This is a genomic window from Arsenophonus sp. aPb (assembly GCF_029873475.1).
Lineage (GTDB): Bacteria > Pseudomonadota > Gammaproteobacteria > Enterobacterales > Enterobacteriaceae > Arsenophonus.
In genome coordinates this window covers 1,373,210-1,392,154 of sequence record NZ_CP123499.1, presented here as the reverse complement: position 1 = coordinate 1,392,154, position 18,945 = coordinate 1,373,210, and the positions used below count along the sequence as shown (strand labels likewise).

Here is an 18,945-nt window from a genome sequence, read left to right as displayed (position 1 = left end):
TGCAAGGAAATTTTGCAGAGTAAATAATAAAACATATCTTACATAGTGATTTCCCATAAATTATAAAATGCAATACGACCAGAAAGCTCTGCAACAAAAATAATAACTGTACATGCAACTAAAGTCGTCTGCGGGACATTATTTTTTAATACTACGGCGGCCATTACAAATAACGATAAACCAAGTATGACTAACTGTATTCCCCATAACCCAGTCTGATCAATCGCTTTTGCGTTAAGTAAACTAATATAATCGGCTTTAGTAGCCAAAATAACCATTGCGCCAATAATAAAAAACAATGCCCCTAATTTATGTGCACCAATTAAAGTCGCTAATGCACCACCTCCGATAAAACAAGTCATCCACATTTGTAATGCAGTATAATGAGTGTTCCAATTAGCTACTGTATCAATGTAATAAACTTGTGGAATTGACCAAACAAAGACTAAACCGGCAACAACACCAGCTAAATTACAAATTTGTTTCAATTTAGTAAATTTTTCAAAAAAAGAAAAAACTACCGTACCAACTGCCAATGCCATAAAAATACCGCTAAAAAAAGCTTCATTGCTCATCGGTGAACGACCAATTCCCAACAGCATATTAAAAAAACGTATTGGTTGGCCAACATGTAAACCACCTATAATTAATCCCAAAAACATGACTACCATAGCAAGCAGGTTTGCAACATTAAGTTGATTGTTATTAATTAGATTAAGTTTATTACTCAAATAGGCAACAAAAAATAATCCTGCTGCTGACTGACCCAATACCGTAAAAAAAACCAGCGGGAGTTCATGCATATTTAACCTCCGCGAGATTTTGTAATTTGCCACTTTGATCATTAAATGGTTTAGCATCTCGATGAGGTTTAATCACAATATTCGGTTGAGTTAATCCAGGATCCGGCAACGGGGCAATGCCATTTTCATGGCCATGTAGTTCGCGTAATAAAGTAATTTCACCAAAATCCAGCGCTCGTTGTGGACATGAATCAACACAAACAGGTTTCATACCTTTAGCAACACGTTGGTAACAACCATCACATTTACTCATCAGTTTTTTATTAACATCAAATTGAGGAGCACCATAAGGGCAACGGAGCTCACAATAACGACATCCCACACACACATCTTGATTTACTACCACTAACCCATCTTCTGCACGTTTATGCATCGCACCTGTTGGACAACCCGCCACACAAGTTGGTGAATCACAATGATTACAAGCAATTGATAAATAATAGTTATAAATATTCTGCTGCCAAATACCATCTTGTTGTTGCCAACTACCTCCACTATATTCATAAATCCGACGAAATTTAGGGCCTAATTTTAGATCTTTTTCATCCTTGCAACTAACCTGACATGTTTTACAACCCGTGCATTTAGTAGAGTCAAAGAAAAAACCATACTGTTTCATAAACCAAATCCTTATGCGCATTTAACTTCAACTAAATTCGTATGTTGTGGAGTACCTTTAGCAAAAGGGGAAGGATGTAGTGACGTTAGTGTATTAATACATCCTCCCACATCAATTCCTTCCTTATTAACATTGCGCCAGGCACCTTGCGGAACAGCAATTACACCTGGTAAAACCCGATTAGTAATTTTAGTTTTGATATATATACGTCCGCGATCATTATAAATCTCGGCTATATCGCCCTGTTTCAGACCTCTCATCTTTGCATCAATTGGATTAATCCAAAACTGATGAGGAATAGCTTCACGTAATATTGCAACACTATAATAGCTTGAATGGACATGGCCCTTGTTATGAAACCCTGTCATTTGTAAAGGATATTGTTTTTTGCGAGCAATATTTTCAACACCTTCATGGTTAGCACAATATTCAGGTACAGCGGGAATACGGTCACCGTCAGGTAATTGCCATTCTTGCGCTATTTTATTTAACTGTTCGGAGTAGATCTCAATTTTCCCTGACGGAGTTTTTAGTGGATATTTATCTGGATCGTGACGAAAATCTTTAAGCGCAATTTGTTGATCACTCGCGGCTAATCGCCGATCTATAATTCCTTGATCATGAGTTTGCTCGAAAGGTCGTAAATGAGGCATGGTTTCACGGGTTTTATTATAACAGTATTCGATCCACTGTTGATAAGTACGACCTTCGGTAAATTCAGTTGCAACACCTAATTTTTCTGCAATCTCCGCTAACACATCATAACATGGCCGATTTTGCCATAATGGTTTAATAGCTTGTTGTAAGCGCACTAAATAATGATAGGCACCACTTGCATATGAGTTATTGATTAAATCATCTGTTTCCACCGGGGTAACATCAGGCAGCAACAGATCCGCATATTTGGCTGAAGCCGTATTATGATTATCCCATACCAGAATAAACTCACATTTTGATTCATCAGTAAGAATTTGATGCGTTTTATTTAAATCAGCATGCTGATTACCAATCACATTACTGGAATAACACCACAAAAATTTAATGCCGGAATCTAATTTATCTTTACCTCTAATACCGGCGTTTTTAGCCGTTAATTCAGTACCTCGAACAATAGCCTCGCTCCACATAAATGTTGGGATTGTTGTTTTTACTGGATTTGGTAGCGCAAAACTGGCAACAGGATAAGTAACGCTACCCCCCCAAAGCCCGGTATTAGTACCTGGACGACCAATATGGCCACTCATCAAAGGTAGCATCATAATTGAACGGCAGGCTTGTTCACCATTAGCGGTGCGTTGTAGCCCCCAGCCTTGTGAGATCCATGCAGCTTTAGCATTAGCAATTTCACGTGCTAACTGAATAATACGTTGACTTGAAATACCCGTAAGTTGACTTGCCCATTCCGGTGTTTTAGCAATGCCATCGGCCCCATTACCCAAAATATAATCTTTATAAGCGGCATTTGGTAACGCTGTTGGCGGCAACGTCGTTTTATCCCAGCCTATACAATATTTTGCAAGAAATGCTTCATCTGTCAGCCCTTCATTAATCATAACATAACCCAACGCTGCGACTAATGCTGCATCAGTGCCAGGATAAATAGGTATCCACTCAGCGCCCAATGTAGTAACACTATCGGTATTACGGGGATCAATAATAATGACTTTTGCTTGGCTTTTTTGCAGCGCATTTAAGGTTTCATAAAACTGACCACCACCAGACATACGGGTTTCTGCTAAATTATGGCCAAACATCACAACTAAATCTGAATGAGCAATTTCACTTAATAAACTTTCTTCAGCACTACCGTAAACGAATGGTGTAATTTCAGTTAATTGGGCATAAGAATAGGTACCATAATCTCCCAGAAAGCCGCCAATAAGCGCTAATAAACGTTTGCAAGCGGTACGTCCATGTAAATTTGCTCCAGTTGAACCGGTACCATATTGATAATAGATAGCTTCATTACCATATTTCTCAATCGTTTGCTTTAACTTCTGCGCAATAAGGGTTGTTGCTTCATCCCAACTGATCTTTTTGAACTTACCTTCACCTCGTTTACCCACCCGTAGCATGGGATATTTTAACCGATCCGGATTATAGGTTCTCCAGCGAACTGAGCGGCCACGCAAACAAGGCCTAATTTGATGTTCGCCAAATTTGCTATCATCATAGAAGGTTTCATTTGAAATACGTTGAATGATATTATTCTTCACATGTACTTTAAGTGGACAACGGCTACCACAATTAACCAAGCAAGCGCTATATTTGATTATCTCCTCTGTTTCATCAGGCATAATACCGGTCGATTTAGCCTGAACAGAAAACGGAAGTGTAATACTGCCAGCAATGGCTGCAACACTGGCAATCGTTGCTGAAGTTTGCAAAAATTCCCGCCGATTCATTTGCACAAAGCGTGTTGTTTTATTTTTAGTCATTGACATTACCCAATAGTAAAATAACAACAAATTATTGTTATTGTTTTATGTTAAAAAATAATGACAAAATAGATTATGATTTAAATCAATGATGAGTAATTATCAAATTTGCAGTAATATGCACTAGTTTGCCAAATAATGGCGATAAAATTATTGCGTTTTATCGATTATTAGCCGACTAATTGGTTATATTTTCTAATAACAAAAACACTATCTGAACTATTTGATAAATAACAAAGTATTTTCTTTATAGTAGGTGAAATGAACAGGCATAATTTAACCTAAAATTTGATTGAGACGAGTGGATGATGCCAAGCAAAATATTGATAACTAGCTACAACATTAGTGGCTTTGGCGGTATGGAAACTGTTTGTCGTGATTTTATTAGGTTATTAAAACAACGGCGACCAGATATAACCGTCAGCTTTGTCTTTTTTAATGATAAACACACTCAACCGAATGATGATTGGTTAGACAATATAAAATATTCACGACTCTATTCTAGTATTAGAAACGGTAAGCTACGCCGTATTCATTATGCTTTGCAACTGCGGCAATTACTTATCGAACAGAAAATCAACGCAATTATCGCCTTGGATGCAATTGCCTGTTATAACTCAAATATCAGTAGAAAATTTATCTTAGGTAGAAAAATACCGCTTATTTGCTGGCCACATTTTCCCATTAACAGAATTTATAAAAAAGAATATCTTTTAAAAGCTGATTACTATTACGCCATAAGCAAGGGTATAGCGAGACAATTGGTTGCCATCGGTGCTGATAGAAGTCATATTTTTACCTTATTTAATCCAATTAAAAAACACAATATCATTATACCGCGACCTAAAGATAAAACTGCCTTTCTCTATTTAGGCAGAATTTTCTTTGCTGGAGATAAACAACTCGCATTTCTATTTAATAGCCTGGCAAATATTAGCGGTGACTGGCAGCTCAATATTGTCGGTAGTGGCGAAGAAAATGAGATCCATCAGTTAAAACAGTTAGCTAAAAAATTAAATATAACAGAAAAAATTAATTGGCATGGCTGGCAATCACAGTCCTGGTTATATATACAAAATAATATAAAAACAGTTACTGCTTTATTATTAACATCGAATAGTGAAGGGTTTCCTATGGTACTGCCTGAAGCCATTTCCTATGGTATTTATGTGATAAGTTCAAATTGCTTAACCGGTCCAGAAGATATCATTAAAAATGATATTAATGGAAAATTATTTCCTGTAAATGATATGCCCTGTTTTGTTAATATTTTGCAAGCTATCGTTAATAATAAAACCTTACCCACACAGACAAGCATAAAAAATTCTATTTTAGATTTTTATGAAGATAGCTATATTGAAAGAGTTAATTTATCCCTTAAAAAAATTCTAGCATAATATCATTTAGCGGATTAATCATTATTGATTAATCCGTAGCAAAAACCATATTAGCTTGCAACAACACCAAAATGACCTAAACACTATTTTTGCCAAAAAATTAATGAACGATAAAAACGCCTGATTTGTAGCAAAATAAATGCCAAAGCAGACTCAAAGTTACCTCGCTTTCTTCTTTTTGCTTTAATAAAATACTTTTCCCTATCCGCCTCCAAATTGCTATTTTCAGCGGTGACAATCGGATGTTTTATAATTTCGGCTAAATAATAGCCTTTAACTGCATTTTTTTTGTATAACAAGCCCCACGAATCAGCAACAAAAAATCCCCGGGCAAACTCAGCAATTATTCTTTCACAGGTACTACGATGAATTAAGTAACAACAAGTACGAAAAATTTTATCCGGGCTATAAGTTAATAGACGAAATGTTACATTAGCGATGGTTATTTTATTAAAAAAACTTAATGAAATTCGTTTTCTGGAATTAAGCCCTTCTTGACCACCGAGCAGATAAACATAATCTTTTTTTAATAAATTACTTTTACCCTGCTCCAACGCTTTAATTAAAGGCGATAATTTTTTATCAATGATAACATCGTCCTCGAGAATCAATGCCCATTCGATATCATTTTTTATAATATGTTGATAGATTGATTGATGGCTCAAGCTACAGGCAATTTCATTCATGCCGTTCGGTTTACCATATGGTTTATCATAATAAGGATATTTTAACCCAGCTATATCGTTGTGAGTTAATTTACTCCCTTCAATGGCGTCAACGATAGTGAAAGGCAAAGCTTGTGACGACAATACGTAACTAATTTGTGTTCTTCTATCTGTATCCTTCTTTAAAGAAACAATAAAAATAGGGCAAGATTCATTCATTGACGCCACCAAAACTTTATATTTAATAATATTTTAACATAAATTATAACTAATCGAATTTATTTTACTAACTATTTTACTTGCAAATTCCAACAGCAAAGTAGCATCATATATTCTAGTATTTATGGAAATATAAGCATAATGATTCTTAAAAAAAACACAAAACAACTTATCATGTTGAAACTTAATCAAAAATGTTATTTATTATGGGTGATTTGGTATTAAATCATAAATTTAATTACTTAAATATATTACACAAATATAAAAGTAACATTAATTCAATTACTATATTTACGTATCATGATATTATTTTTCATAAAATTAATTATCAGAGGCTAATTCACACTATATTTTCAAAAATTACTTAATTTCACATAAGAAAAAAATTGATTTGAAACGGATAAAAAACCATTTTAAAACATATAGTCATTAGAATATATTGTGTTTACTTTCAACAAGATATAAGTTTTTATTCATTTCTAAAAAAATATAATTATTATTAATCAATCTTTATAAAGTATAATGATGATAGTAATGGTTTTTTCTTTCGACTAACGCTAAAATTAGTAACACTTTACGATAATATTAATGCCTGCTGTGCAAAAGGAAACTTAATGTATTTCAATATTAAGGAGATCATACTAACAAGCTATGAATTTTCATCTGCTGATGCAAAAAACTCCCAATTTCATATTGCTTATGGCGCAGATATGAATTTCTCCCTTGGCACAGCGATCTCTATCTGTTCGATTCTACATTTTAATAAAAATTATACCTTTCACTTTTATATCTTCACTGATACGATTTCTAAATGCGACCTAAAAAAATTTGATGAGCTAACAAGATGTTATAATACAAAAATAACAATATTACTTATTGATACCCTACAGCTAAAAAAATTACCAACAAATAAACTATGGTCTCATGCGATCTATTTTCGCTTTATTATTGCAAATTATTTTTACCATAAAACAAATAAAATATTATATTTGGATTCAGACATTATTTGTTCGGGTGATATATCAGAATTATTCGACATCAATTTAAGCCAGCATATTATTGCTGCCGTCGCTGACCGAGATCAATACCTATGGAATAAACGTGCTGAAATGTTAGTAACACCAGAAATAGCTAATGGTTACTTTAACTCAGGCGTTATGCTAATTGATACTGATAAGTGGCACAAAAATAAGATAACTGAGAAAACAATAAATATATTACTTGATGACAAGACAAAAGCAAAATTTGTATTTTATGATCAGGATGCATTGAATATATCTCTGGTAAATCAAGTTTTATTTTTAGATAAGAAATTTAATACCCAATTTAGTATTAATTATGAGTTAAAAAATAAAACATTATTGCCTATAATCAATAATATAAAATTCATTCATTATATTGGCCCAACCAAACCATGGAATAATTGGTCTGAATACCCAAGTACCCATCTCTTTATTACAATAAAAGAAAATTCCCCTTGGAAAACTACCCCGCTTATTGCGGCATCAACGTCTAACCAATATAGATATGCCGCTAAGCATATGTTTAATAAGAAAAAATACATTGATTGGCTATTAAATTATCTCTATTATTTTGTTAATAAAGCGCTACATAAATAAAAAAATAGCTCATGACAGAAATCCGAAAAATGGATAATTACTCTTGATAATAAACAATCATCCATTTTTATAGTTAAGTTTTCAATTAGATAGATATAAAAAATATTTTTAATTTAATTTACTTTCTGAATCTATATATTCAAATTGCGCTTTAGTTAATGTTAAATTAATGGCTTTCACAAAACTTTCCACCTGAGCAACGGTAGTTGCACTAGCAATCGGTGCGGTGATCCCATTAAAAGCCATTAACCAGGCAAGCGCAACTTCTGCTAATGTAGCTTGATGATCATCAGCAACTACCTGCAACGCGTTGAGAATTTTTTCGCCTCTTTGATTGAGATATTTATCAATATCACTTTTCCTAGCACTACTATTTAAATCACTTTGACGACGATATTTACCAGTTAAAAAACCAGATGCCAAACTATAGTAAGTAACAACACCAATATTTTCTTCGATGCAGAGTTTCTTCAACTTATCATCAAAAGCAGCGCGATCATAAATATTATATTCCGGCTGTAATACTTGATAACGCGGTAAACGCTGACTATCCGCTACCTCTAAAGCCGTTTTTAATTGTCTTGCATCCAAATTTGAAGCACCTATAGCACGAATTTTACCCGTTGTTAAAAGCTTCAGATAAGCATTTAACGTCTCTTCATAAGGGGTATTTATGTCAGGCCAATGGGAAAAATAAAGATCAATGTAATCTGTTTGCAAACGCCGCAATGAATCCTCAACCGCTTTTATAATCCAGCGAGCAGACAGACCTCGCTTACCGGGTGAACCTAAGTCTGCGCCTACTTTGGTAAAAATAACTAATTTGTCTCTGGCAATCGAATGTTTAGTCAGCCAATTTCCAATAATGGTTTCCGATTCTCCACCTTGATTACCGGCTGCCCAACTTGAATAAACATCTGCCGTATCAATTGCAACTAAACAGTTATCATAAAGCGCATCTAAGATGGTAAAACTCTCTTTTTCATTTATAGTCCAGCCAAATACATTACCACCAAAAACAAGTGGTGGAATAACAAATCCTGTTGAACCTAACCTACGCAATTGCATATTTCCTCACTTATTTATTAAATAAAGCGAATATACTCGCTAGAAGATTGTAGTGGTGCTCTTACAACAAGATTGTATTTAAAACGTTACAGCCTATTTAACTTACAGATATACTACCGCAATTTAGTTATATTGATCATATCTTACCAATATCCTAGTAACTTCCACCATAAACCACCAATGACAAACCAAATAAAAAGATTGACCACACTTAATATAAAACCAATTTTCCACCATTCAGCTAAGGTTGTATAACCCGAACCAAAAATAATTGGCGCGGTACCAGTGGCATAATGTGTTAACGACATCATTAATGATGAAGAGAAAGCCAGGATCAAACCGAGCAAAATAGGTGGAGCGCCTAATGCTAATCCAGCTGTAAAAAATGCCGCAAACATTGCCATAATATGGGCTGTTGTGCTGGCAAAAAAGTAATGAGAATAGACATATATCAAAACAAGTAACAACATACCTCCAATCCAGCCGATTCCCATATGATCAATAGCGTCTCCTACTGTTTGAGAAAACCAATTGGTCAATCCAAGCTTACTTAGGAAAGATGCCATCATAACCAATGCCGCAAACCAAGTAATTGTGTCCCAGGCTCCCTTGGTTTTTAAAATATCATCCCAAGCTAATACGCCTGAACACAGTAAAACGGAAAGACCAATGAATGCTGCCGCCGTAGGGTTAATAGTAAAAGCGCTACCGAAAATAAGCGCAGGTACACCAGCCCACATCAACAATAGCATGGCAAATACCGCTAAAGTAATTTTTTCTGCAGATGAAATAGGTCCTAACTTATGTAATTTTTGTTTAGCGAAATTGGGTGCATCTGGTGTTACTTTAATTTCAGGCGGATAAATCCAATAAATAATCAATGGCATAACTAATAATGAAATTATGCCTGGTATAAAAGCAGCTATTGCCCACATTCCCCAACTGATCTCAAATGGAGGCGATGTATTTTCCATAATCAAACTAACAATCAATGGATTAGGTGCTGTTGCCGTAATAAACATCGCTGATGTAATTGGATTAATATTAAAATTAACCAATGAAAGATAGCGGCCAATTTTTTGTGAGCTATTTGATTCTGGATCAGAGCCAAAACTATTTGAAATTGAACGCATAATAGGATGAATAATTCCACCACTACGTGCTGTATTACTGGGTGTAACCGGCGCTAATATTGTCTCTGCAATCGCTAATGAATAAGCAATACCTAATGTCCTTTTGCCAAATAAAGAAATAAAATAATAACCAATCCGAGCACCTAATCCTGTCTTATTTAAACTAACAGAAATCATTATTGAAATACCTATCAACCAAATAAGTTGATTTGAAAAACCACTCAATGCATCATTAATTGCTGCTGTCGGATTATTGGGATTAGTTACTCCCGTAATAGCAATTAAAGCAATAGCGATAATGGAGATTGCACCTATAGGTAAAGCTTTACCGATGATGGCTATTATAGTCCCAATAAAAAGCGCAAATAACTGCCAAGCATTAACATCAACACCATTTGGAGCGGGAATAATAAACCAGATGATGAGAGTGATTGTAATAGCAATTATGGTTGGTAAAGGTTTGAATGGGGTCAATTTATCCATATTGTATTATCCAATTGGTGAAACATATTTACACAAGATATAATTAACAACTTATAAATGAACAAAATCACGCTAACAAATCATACAACTACTTATTATATAAATTTATAGATTAGTAACTATATTTATTTTTATCAAGCTTACTAATAAAGAAATATTGATTTATAATTTTATTAAATTATCCAATTTATTCTTTTAATTTTTATCTCTTTATTATAAGAATAAGTTATTTTCATATGTTAAAACTGTGATATGTATTACAAAAATTACAATAAATTTTATTTATTAATTTATTGTGACGAACTGTTTCTATTTTTCACTCTTAATGATATTCTTAATATAGGAAATTAACTATAATTAGTAACGGTTTAATTTTGTCAAATAACAAATGGTTTTTTTATATTATTAAAAAATAATAAATCCATTCAAAAATAAGAATTACTTTATAAAAAATAATATATTTTTTATTACAATATAATGTATAAATCTATTTATTTTGAATAGATATAAAATTAAAGTCACAAAATACAGCAGCAAATAAATGTGTCCATCTGCACTAATCCAAAACCAATAAAGATGGCCTTTAACGTTATTAGTCAAGACCATCCAATTTGGTTTTGATATCAGTTCAACTACACTTATTTATCTAACCATTCGGTATGAAAAATACCTTCTTTATCAATCCTTTTATAAGTATGAGCGCCAAAATAATCACGTTGTGCTTGAATTAAGTTTGCCGGTAAAACTGCCGAACGATAACTATCATAATAAGAAATTGCTGCCGTGAGCGTGGGTAACGGAATACCATTTTGTACACCAAAACAGACAATATCCCGTAACGATTGCTGATATTCATCAGTAATATTTTTAAAATAAGGCGCTAACATCAAGTTTGCTAAAGATGGGTTTTGGCTATACGCATCAGTAATTTTTTGCAAAAATTGCGCCCGAATGATACATCCTGCGCGGAAAATCCTGGCAATTTCTCCATAATTTAGCTGCCAGTGATATTCATCCGATGCGGCCTTTAATTGCTGAAATCCCTGTGCATAAGACACAATTTTACCTAAGTAAAGTGCACGGCGAACCTTTTCAATAAATTCCTGCTTATCACCTTTAAATGAATTAACCACTGGCCCAGTCAGAATTTTTGCTGCTGCAACCCGCTGCGTTTTTAAAAAAGAGAGATAACGTGCAAATACCGATTCAGTAATCAGCGTAACCGGCACTCCCAAGTCTAAAGCACTTTGACTGGTCCATTTACCGGTTCCTTTATTAGCGGCTTCATCCAATATAACATCAATCAAATAATTATTGGTTTTGTCTTCTTTCTTACGGAATATATCCGCCGTAATTTCGATTAGATAACTACTTAATTCACCTTTATTCCATTCAGTAAAAATATCGGCTAATTCTTCATTAGTTAACTTTAATGCGTTTTTGAGGATAGAATAAACTTCAGCAATAAGCTGCATATCACCATACTCGATGCCATTATGTACCATTTTTACATAATGACCTGCACCATCAGGACCAATATAGCTTACACAAGGCTCACCATCTGCCTTAGCTGCAATTTGTTGCAAGATAGGTTCTACTAAGTCATAAGCCTGTTTCTGCCCACCAGGCATGATAGAAGGCCCTTTTAATGCACCCTCTTCACCGCCAGAAACGCCGGTTCCAATAAAATTAAATCCTTGCGCTGAAAGTTCTTGATTACGTCGAATAGTATCCTGAAAATAAGTATTACCACCATCGATTAGGATATCACCTTTATCCAGATAAGGTGTTAATGAAGCTATAGTTTTATCTGTCGCCTCACCCGCTTTTACCATTAATAAAATACGACGTGGTTTTTCTAATGAATCAACAAATTCCTTAATCGTATGACAGGGGATTAATTTTCTACCTGGGTTTTCTTCGATCACTTCATCGGTTTTTTCTTTCGAGCGATTAAAAATCGAAACAGAATAACCCCGGCTTTCAATATTGAGCGCTAAATTACGCCCCATAACAGCCATACCAACTACACCAATTTGTTGTTTTGACATGAAAAACTCCTGTCTGACAATTCATTACCCACAGTTAACGAGCAAATATATTTTTACGTATTGATATATTAACTTACTCTATAGTTTGGTGATAGTAATTTCATGCCTTCAACCACACGATATTTCGGCTAAAAGCGATTAAAAAAACGTTATTATATTGAAATTTTTGTTCAAAGTGCCCATTATTCTAAAGGGCGGCATGAGCCGTCATATTAGAGGGTAAAATAAATTTTATGGAATGGATCGCTGATCCTACGATGTGGGCGGGGCTTCTTACTCTTATCGTACTCGAAATCGTACTTGGCATTGATAATTTAGTCTTTATCGCTATCTTAGCTGATAAATTACCAGCTAAATTACGTAATAAAGCAAGAATAACCGGTTTAACATGCGCACTATTCATGCGTGTTATCTTATTATTTAGTCTTACTTTACTCGTTTCCTTAACTAATCCTATCATTAACATTTGGGGTCACCCATTTAGCGCGCGCGATATTTTAATGCTTGGTGGTGGGCTTTTTCTGCTTTTTAAAGCCACTATGGAGCTTAATGAGCGGTTAGAAGGTAAAGATAAACAATCTGGCAAACAACGCAAAACGGCCAAATTCTGGGCTGTTGTAGCACAAATTATTGTATTAGATGCTATTTTTTCACTTGATTCAGTTATTACAGCTGTTGGCATGGTTGAACACATTGGCATTATGATTGCGGCAGTCACTATTGCTATGATTTTAATGATTATCGCTAGTAAACCTTTAACCATGTTCGTTAATACCCATCCAACTATTGTTATTCTCTGTCTCAGTTTTTTACTTATGATAGGTTTCAGCTTAGTGGCTGAAGGATTCGGTTATCTGATACCGAAAGGCTATTTATACGCCGCTATTGGTTTTTCTATTATGATCGAATCATTTAATCAATTTGCTTCCTTTAATCGACGCCGTTTTTTAAAAGGAAGCAAATCACTACGAGAAAGAACCGCTGAAGCAGTATTGCGGGTTTTAGATGGTCAACATGAACGCGCTGAATTAGATCATCGCACCTCTGATTTGATTGCTGATAATAATGGCATTTTTGATCCACAAGAACGACAAATGATTGTGCGTTTATTAGGATTCGCTCAACGTAATATTAGTAGTATTATGACTTCGCGCCATGACGTTGAATATATTGATATCAACAAGTCTGCGGATAAGCTACTTTCATTATTAGAAAAAACACCCCATACACGTCTTGTTGTTACGGATGAATCAATAAGCGATGAGCCTGTCGGGGTTATACATGTTATCGACATATTAAATCAACAATTAAAAAAGCAAAAACTTAACTTACATGCCCTAATTACTCAACCACTAATTTTCCCTGAAGGTTTATCATTACTTCAAGCATTGGAGCAATTTCGTAAAGCTCATACTCATTTTGCCTTTATTGTTGATGAATTTGGCTCTGTCGAAGGGATAGTTACGCTGACAGATATTATGGAAACTATTGCCGGTAATATGCCAATCAGTGAAGAAGAGGTGGATTCTCGTCATGATATTCAACAATTAGAGGATAGTCGCTGGGTTGCTAATGGCTTTATGCCTTTAGAAGATCTGATCCTTTATGTACCAATTACGCTTGATGAAAAACGTGAATATGAGACGATAGCCGGATTATTAATGGAGCATTTACAACGAATGCCGGTTGTTGGTGAACGTATTAAAATTGAAAATTGGATTTTTGAACCGTTGGAAGTAACCAGCCACCGCCTTAAAAAAGTATTGATCACCCCCCTGCAACTGGCTAAAAAAGATGTTAAACAAAATATTACTTTAACATAACTTTAACGCGCTGATTCATGGCGCGTTAAATTTACTATAAAGATTAGCTTAAACTAATGTTGCAATTTAACTTCTTTTTCTAACCAACTATCTAATGCTTTTTTAGCTTGTGATTGAAACTCATCACGCAGTAATTTTTCAATATTCAATTGATATTGTAAATTTTGCCACTTACCATAAATACGTAGAGGAATTACCAATTTTTTCAGTTTATTAATAAAATTATCATCTCCATGCCAGCCTTTATTGATGTTAACCAACAATTTCACGTCTGCAGATTTGCTCGCTAAATTTAACCAACCGTTACCATCAATACTGATAGCGTCAGAAGAAGCAACCAAATTTGTGAACGACAACAAACCTTTATTAAATTTTGTATCAACATTTAAATTTTCAATTTGAGTATTATCTGCAAGATTTTGGGGAGTATCAACTTTATCAGAAAGGCGTGAAAAAGCATGTTGGATTAAAGAAGCTATATTTAATCCTGCTAATTGTGCCTTGGATAACATTACATTAGCGTTACCGGACCAAAAATTTAGCACCGCGAATTTACCATAACCAGGCCCCGATAAGTTTGCGGTTAATATCAGTGAACCATCTAGTTTAGCGGGCATGTTAAATGCTTGAAGTAAAGGAGCCAACTTAACATTATTAAATTTAGGTTTAGCCGTGACAATAACCGGACTATTTTCATAATTTAAACTAATAGGTAATTCAAAATTTCCACCTAATAATCCACCTTCTAGCTGACTAACATTTAATAACGCTTTTTTATTGGTTATCTTAGACTTGAAGCTATCAACAATTAAACCTCGATATATGAGTTTATCGGCAGAAATTGTCGCTTGAAATGGAAATTGCTTTAAATAGCTAAGATCATAACTATCGGTGTTAGCTGTAGCAATAACAGGCTTAGTACTCATCTGAGGTGTTATTTTTGTCTCTATCAGAGGCTGCAATAAAGGTTGCCAACCTAAAATCTTATCAAGATCCAGTTTGGTTGAAGCAATATTTAATTGATAATCTGGTGAGTTACCTAACTGAGCAACCAAATTGCCAGTTAAATGGCTATCGTTAACATTAATAGCTAAATTTGAAAGAGTTAATACGGGTTGTTGACCACGCAAATAATTAAACAATAAAGTCGCATCGCCGCTAATTCCATCTGTTGGTAAATTAATACCACTCATCTTATATTCTAATTGATTAATTTCGCCAGCGATTTGATGCGGATAATCTGCAATATTAAGTTTACTTTTTAAAGAAAAAGTTAGATCTTGCTGATCCTTACTCACATTGCTGCTAAAGTTAACGTTAATAAAATGATCATCCTGCCTATCGAGTGATAACATAATATTACGCATATTTAACTGAGTATCATTATCCAACTGCCAAATTAACAAACTATCGTTCAATTTAATTTTATTAATCTCAAATAACCATTTACTATCATTATTATTTTTTCTACTAATACGGTTAAGACCTTCCGGTGCAATGGGATCATCTTGATTTAATTTTGGTGCACTGTCTGGTGTAGAGCGCAAAACTGCACCACTAATTACAATCTGTTCAACTGAAAGTTGATGGGAAATTAGCGGCCATAACGAGACATCAAGCCGCATGTTATCTGCAATAATCGCTGGCTTAGTCGCGCCTGATGCAGTGAGTGAAATTGGCCCAGTAATAATACTTAGCCTGGGCCATACATGCCAACGCATTTCGCCTTGAAAAACCAAATGATAGCCACTTTTTTGTTCAACTTTATCAATTAAATAGTGACGAAAATCATTGGGATTAACAAGCAACACTAGCGTCGTTAATCCTGCTAAAATAACCACCATCAGGATAGCTAATGTTGTCAAAAATCGTTTCATCACTGTCTCCATCAATGGTACTTAAACAACCAATTAATGACTTCATCATGAGATAAAGCTTATTTCCCGTAACCTGAGAAAATAGAATTATTTTGGTTATAGCATGATCTCAGCAAAACACCGAATTAATTAACTTAAAATATCACAATTTATGATTATTTTTACCCTCTTCACTAATTCTACTGCCGACCGCACCTTGTTGATTTTTATACTTTGCATCCTGACGACGATTATAGGGACGATCAGCTGAACCGGATAAGGCTTCAAAACTTAATGCACCAATAACCATACCCGGACGTAATGCCAATGGCAGTTTACCTGAATTATAAAACTCAAGCACAATCTGACCACACCAACCGGGATCAATACGGTGAGCAGTAACATGCACCATTAACCCCAAGCGAGCAAGAGAAGAACGACCATCAAGCCAACCAACAACATTATCAGGTAAGGTAACTGATTCTAAAGTGACCGCCAATGCTAATTCACCCGGATGCAAAAAAAACGCATCATTATGGTTCAAGGTGATTTCATCACTCATCACCCGATCCAATGCAGCATTAACTTCATTTTTCGGCCCACTAAGATCGATATAAGGTGCAGTATAACCCTGAAATACTCGAAATTTATTGCCTAGACAAACATCAACTGTGGCCCCATTGATCCGTTCGATTGATGGACGTGGTTCTATCACCAATTTCTTTTCATCAAGCCATTTAACTATATCGCGGTCACAAAGTCGCATTTTTCCATCTCCTTGCGAGAATGCCTAATCTATTTATAGATTTACTGGCAGAACTCCCCTATTTTAGCTTTTAGAATATCAATCGCCACCCGATTTTTTCCGCCTCGAGGGACAATAATATCTGCATACTGTTTTGATGGCTCAATAAACTGAAGAAACATTGGACGGACTGTTTTAGTATACTGTTCAATAACAGAATCTAATGTTCGCCCTCGTTCATTTACATCCCGTTTGATTCTTCTTACTAAGCAAATATCCAGTGGCGTATCAACATAAATGGCAAAATCCATATTTTTGCGTAACCGCTTATCCGTTAATAATAAAATACCTTCAATAATAATGACTTTTTTGGGTTGAAAAAAAATGGTCTCAGGCTTACGTGTATGCTGAGTATAATCATATTGCGGCAGATCAATGCCTTTTCCGCTCTTTAACAATTGAAGATGATAACAAAGCAGATCATGATCCATTGAGTTTGGGTGGTCATAGTTTACTTTCACTCGTTCTTCCATCGGAATATCATGTTGATCTCGATAGTAACAATCCTCAGTAATCACACCAATATTATGGTCACCCACTTGAGTAAGTAATTCATGATAAAGCGTTTTCGCAATAAGACTTTTACCCGATGCTGAAGCACCTGATATACCTACAATAGCGCACTTATGTGCTGTATCAGCCATTTTAAATAACCTGAATTTGAATAAAGGAAATTAATATAATTAAATATTATGATCGCAGGAATTATAAGGGGTTATTTTAGTATCTTCCAGCATTTAAAATTAGGTCTAGCTAATTTTTATAGCAAGACCTAACAATAATTATCACCTCATATTTATTTTCAATCAATGAATCATGGGATTAATCAGTTTAAATAGCCCGAAAAGCAATTTCAGTGGGAATTTTTTCCCCTGCCCAGTACATTTGAGCAGATATCGTCGAGGCTATTTCCCGATAAATATCAGCAAATTCACCATCTGGATCTCGAACAACCGTTGGTTGACCTTGGTCTAAATCTTCACGCAGCGAAATATGTAACGGTATTTTACCTAATAGCTTACACTGATATTTTTCAGCCAATTTTTCTGCACCACCAGAACCAAAAATGGGCTCTATGTGGCCACAATTGCTACAAATATGGAGACTCATATTTTCAACAATCCCCAGTACCGGCACTTTGACTTTATCAAACATCGCAATGCCTTTCATCGCATCAAGCAAAGCAATATCTTGCGGTGTAGTAACCACAATTGCTGCGGTAACCGGTATATTCTGTGATAATGTTAATTGGATATCACCAGTTCCCGGCGGCATATCGACCACTAAATAATCTAATTCTGGCCATTCGGTATCCTGTAACATTTGCATCAAGGCCTTGCTAGCCATTGGACCACGCCATATCATTGCATTGTCATCATTTACTAAATAACCAATTGAATTAGTTGCCAGACCATAAGCCATTATAGGTACCATATGATGCCCATCAGGTGAAGTGGGTCGCTGGTTTTTAGTTGCCAACATAGTCGGAATAGAGGGGCCATAAATATCCGCATCCAGAATACCTACCTTCGCGCCTTCTTGCGCCAATGCTAACGCTAAATTCACTGTCGTGGTTGATTTACCAACTCCCCCTTTACCTGAACTGATCGCAATAATATTGCGCACACCATTAATACCCGGTAAATCATTCACTCTACGTAATGTATTGATATTATGCCGTAATTTCCACTCTACTGCATGCGCACCAGCTATTTTTCGTAATTGTGATGTTTTCTGGTCAATTAATAGCTTAAAAGGTGTTTTCCAGGCAAAAGGCATTACTAATTCAATATGCAAAACATCATCTAGTAACGCACAATGATATAATGCTTTTAATGTAGTCAGATTACTTTGCAGTGTTGGATGGAAAAATGTGTCCAAAACCTCAGCAACCTGCTGAGTTAACTGTTCTGGTTTTATTTGTTCGAAGGATCCTGAATTCATCGCAGCTCCTTTTATTTAGTAT

At 35.0% G+C, this 18,945-nt stretch carries 14 protein-coding genes; 3 read left to right on the top strand and 11 right to left on the bottom strand.

The window, feature by feature from the left end:
• Positions 1 to 38: 38 nt before the first annotated feature.
• The 3 genes from QE177_RS06145 to QE177_RS06135 are packed head-to-tail and all read right to left on the bottom strand — an operon-like array spanning position 39 to position 3,860.
• On the bottom strand, positions 39 to 803 hold the full coding sequence (locus QE177_RS06145) for a DmsC/YnfH family molybdoenzyme membrane anchor subunit (RefSeq protein WP_280552002.1): 765 nt from the start codon (positions 801 to 803) through the stop codon (positions 39 to 41).
• A complete protein-coding gene (locus QE177_RS06140) occupies positions 796 to 1,422 on the bottom strand; it encodes a DMSO/selenate family reductase complex B subunit (RefSeq protein ID WP_280552001.1) in 627 nt (208 codons plus the stop codon). Before QE177_RS06140 ends, QE177_RS06145 begins: the two co-directional genes overlap by 8 nt.
• 11 nt (positions 1,423 to 1,433) lie before the next feature.
• Positions 1,434 to 3,860: a DMSO/selenate family reductase complex A subunit gene (locus tag QE177_RS06135; RefSeq protein WP_280552000.1), complete on the bottom strand. Its 2,427-nt coding sequence runs from the start codon at positions 3,858 to 3,860 to the stop codon at positions 1,434 to 1,436.
• A 308-nt stretch (positions 3,861 to 4,168) separates the two neighbouring features.
• Here QE177_RS06135 and QE177_RS06130 point away from each other — a divergent pair, with 308 nt between their 5' ends.
• On the top strand, positions 4,169 to 5,257 hold the full coding sequence (locus QE177_RS06130; RefSeq protein ID WP_280551999.1) for a glycosyltransferase: 1,089 nt from the start codon (positions 4,169 to 4,171) through the stop codon (positions 5,255 to 5,257).
• 83 nt (positions 5,258 to 5,340) lie between these two features.
• Here QE177_RS06130 and QE177_RS06125 read toward each other — a convergent pair whose 3' ends face one another.
• On the bottom strand, positions 5,341 to 6,141 hold the full coding sequence (locus tag QE177_RS06125; protein WP_280551998.1) for a glycosyltransferase family 25 protein: 801 nt from the start codon (positions 6,139 to 6,141) through the stop codon (positions 5,341 to 5,343).
• Positions 6,142 to 6,755: 614 nt separating this feature from the next.
• Between QE177_RS06125 and QE177_RS06120 the strand changes: the two genes are divergently transcribed.
• The gene (locus QE177_RS06120) at positions 6,756 to 7,760 is read left to right on the top strand and encodes a glycosyltransferase (RefSeq protein ID WP_280551997.1); all 1,005 of its coding nucleotides are present in this window, start codon (positions 6,756 to 6,758) and stop codon (positions 7,758 to 7,760) included.
• Between the two features lie 108 nt (positions 7,761 to 7,868).
• Here QE177_RS06120 and QE177_RS06115 read toward each other — a convergent pair whose 3' ends face one another.
• From QE177_RS06115 to gndA, 3 genes are all read right to left on the bottom strand, one after another.
• Positions 7,869 to 8,828: an aldo/keto reductase gene (locus QE177_RS06115; protein WP_280551996.1), complete on the bottom strand. Its 960-nt coding sequence runs from the start codon at positions 8,826 to 8,828 to the stop codon at positions 7,869 to 7,871.
• Positions 8,829 to 8,971: 143 nt separating this feature from the next.
• Positions 8,972 to 10,444, bottom strand: a complete 1,473-nt coding sequence (locus QE177_RS06110) for a DASS family sodium-coupled anion symporter (RefSeq protein WP_280551994.1) — start codon at positions 10,442 to 10,444, stop codon at positions 8,972 to 8,974.
• A gap of 638 nt (positions 10,445 to 11,082) precedes the next feature.
• Positions 11,083 to 12,495, bottom strand: coding sequence for an NADP-dependent phosphogluconate dehydrogenase (gene gndA, locus QE177_RS06105; protein WP_280551992.1), 1,413 nt, complete (start codon positions 12,493 to 12,495; stop codon positions 11,083 to 11,085).
• A gap of 233 nt (positions 12,496 to 12,728) precedes the next feature.
• On the opposite strand from gndA, the gene QE177_RS06100 reads away from it, so the two are divergent.
• The gene (locus tag QE177_RS06100; protein WP_280551990.1) at positions 12,729 to 14,318 is read left to right on the top strand and encodes a TerC family protein; all 1,590 of its coding nucleotides are present in this window, start codon (positions 12,729 to 12,731) and stop codon (positions 14,316 to 14,318) included.
• A gap of 53 nt (positions 14,319 to 14,371) precedes the next feature.
• On the opposite strand, the gene asmA is transcribed toward QE177_RS06100, so the two are convergent.
• The 4 genes from asmA to apbC form a co-directional block, all read right to left on the bottom strand.
• On the bottom strand, positions 14,372 to 16,195 hold the full coding sequence (gene asmA, locus QE177_RS06095; RefSeq protein ID WP_280551988.1) for an outer membrane assembly protein AsmA: 1,824 nt from the start codon (positions 16,193 to 16,195) through the stop codon (positions 14,372 to 14,374).
• 142 nt (positions 16,196 to 16,337) lie between these two features.
• Entirely contained in the window at positions 16,338 to 16,940 is a 603-nt protein-coding gene (dcd, locus tag QE177_RS06090) for a dCTP deaminase (RefSeq protein ID WP_280551986.1), read from the bottom strand.
• A 41-nt stretch (positions 16,941 to 16,981) separates the two neighbouring features.
• Positions 16,982 to 17,623, bottom strand: coding sequence for a uridine kinase (gene udk / locus QE177_RS06085; protein ID WP_280551984.1), 642 nt, complete (start codon positions 17,621 to 17,623; stop codon positions 16,982 to 16,984).
• A 187-nt stretch (positions 17,624 to 17,810) separates the two neighbouring features.
• Positions 17,811 to 18,923 carry an iron-sulfur cluster carrier protein ApbC gene (gene apbC / locus QE177_RS06080; RefSeq protein ID WP_280551982.1) on the bottom strand — a complete coding sequence of 371 codons (1,113 nt, stop codon included), beginning with the start codon at positions 18,921 to 18,923 and terminating at the stop codon, positions 17,811 to 17,813.
• Between the last annotated feature and the right edge of the window lie 22 nt (positions 18,924 to 18,945).

Excerpts from the sequence above, each read along its gene's own strand:
- QE177_RS06145 (WP_280552002.1), bottom strand. The coding sequence starts at position 803 with ATGCATGAACTCCCGCTGGTTTTTTTTACGGTATTGGGTCAGTCAGCA.
- QE177_RS06140 (WP_280552001.1), bottom strand. The coding sequence starts at position 1,422 with ATGAAACAGTATGGTTTTTTCTTTGACTCTACTAAATGCACGGGTTGT.
- QE177_RS06135 (WP_280552000.1), bottom strand. The coding sequence starts at position 3,860 with ATGACTAAAAATAAAACAACACGCTTTGTGCAAATGAATCGGCGGGAA.
- QE177_RS06130 (WP_280551999.1), top strand. The coding sequence starts at position 4,169 with ATGCCAAGCAAAATATTGATAACTAGCTACAACATTAGTGGCTTTGGC.
- QE177_RS06125 (WP_280551998.1), bottom strand. The coding sequence starts at position 6,141 with ATGAATGAATCTTGCCCTATTTTTATTGTTTCTTTAAAGAAGGATACA.
- QE177_RS06120 (WP_280551997.1), top strand. The coding sequence starts at position 6,756 with ATGTATTTCAATATTAAGGAGATCATACTAACAAGCTATGAATTTTCA.
- QE177_RS06115 (WP_280551996.1), bottom strand. The coding sequence starts at position 8,828 with ATGCAATTGCGTAGGTTAGGTTCAACAGGATTTGTTATTCCACCACTT.
- QE177_RS06110 (WP_280551994.1), bottom strand. The coding sequence starts at position 10,444 with ATGGATAAATTGACCCCATTCAAACCTTTACCAACCATAATTGCTATT.
- gndA (WP_280551992.1), bottom strand. The coding sequence starts at position 12,495 with ATGTCAAAACAACAAATTGGTGTAGTTGGTATGGCTGTTATGGGGCGT.
- QE177_RS06100 (WP_280551990.1), top strand. The coding sequence starts at position 12,729 with ATGGAATGGATCGCTGATCCTACGATGTGGGCGGGGCTTCTTACTCTT.
- asmA (WP_280551988.1), bottom strand. The coding sequence starts at position 16,195 with ATGAAACGATTTTTGACAACATTAGCTATCCTGATGGTGGTTATTTTA.
- dcd (WP_280551986.1), bottom strand. The coding sequence starts at position 16,940 with ATGCGACTTTGTGACCGCGATATAGTTAAATGGCTTGATGAAAAGAAA.
- udk (WP_280551984.1), bottom strand. The coding sequence starts at position 17,623 with ATGGCTGATACAGCACATAAGTGCGCTATTGTAGGTATATCAGGTGCT.
- apbC (WP_280551982.1), bottom strand. The coding sequence starts at position 18,923 with ATGAATTCAGGATCCTTCGAACAAATAAAACCAGAACAGTTAACTCAG.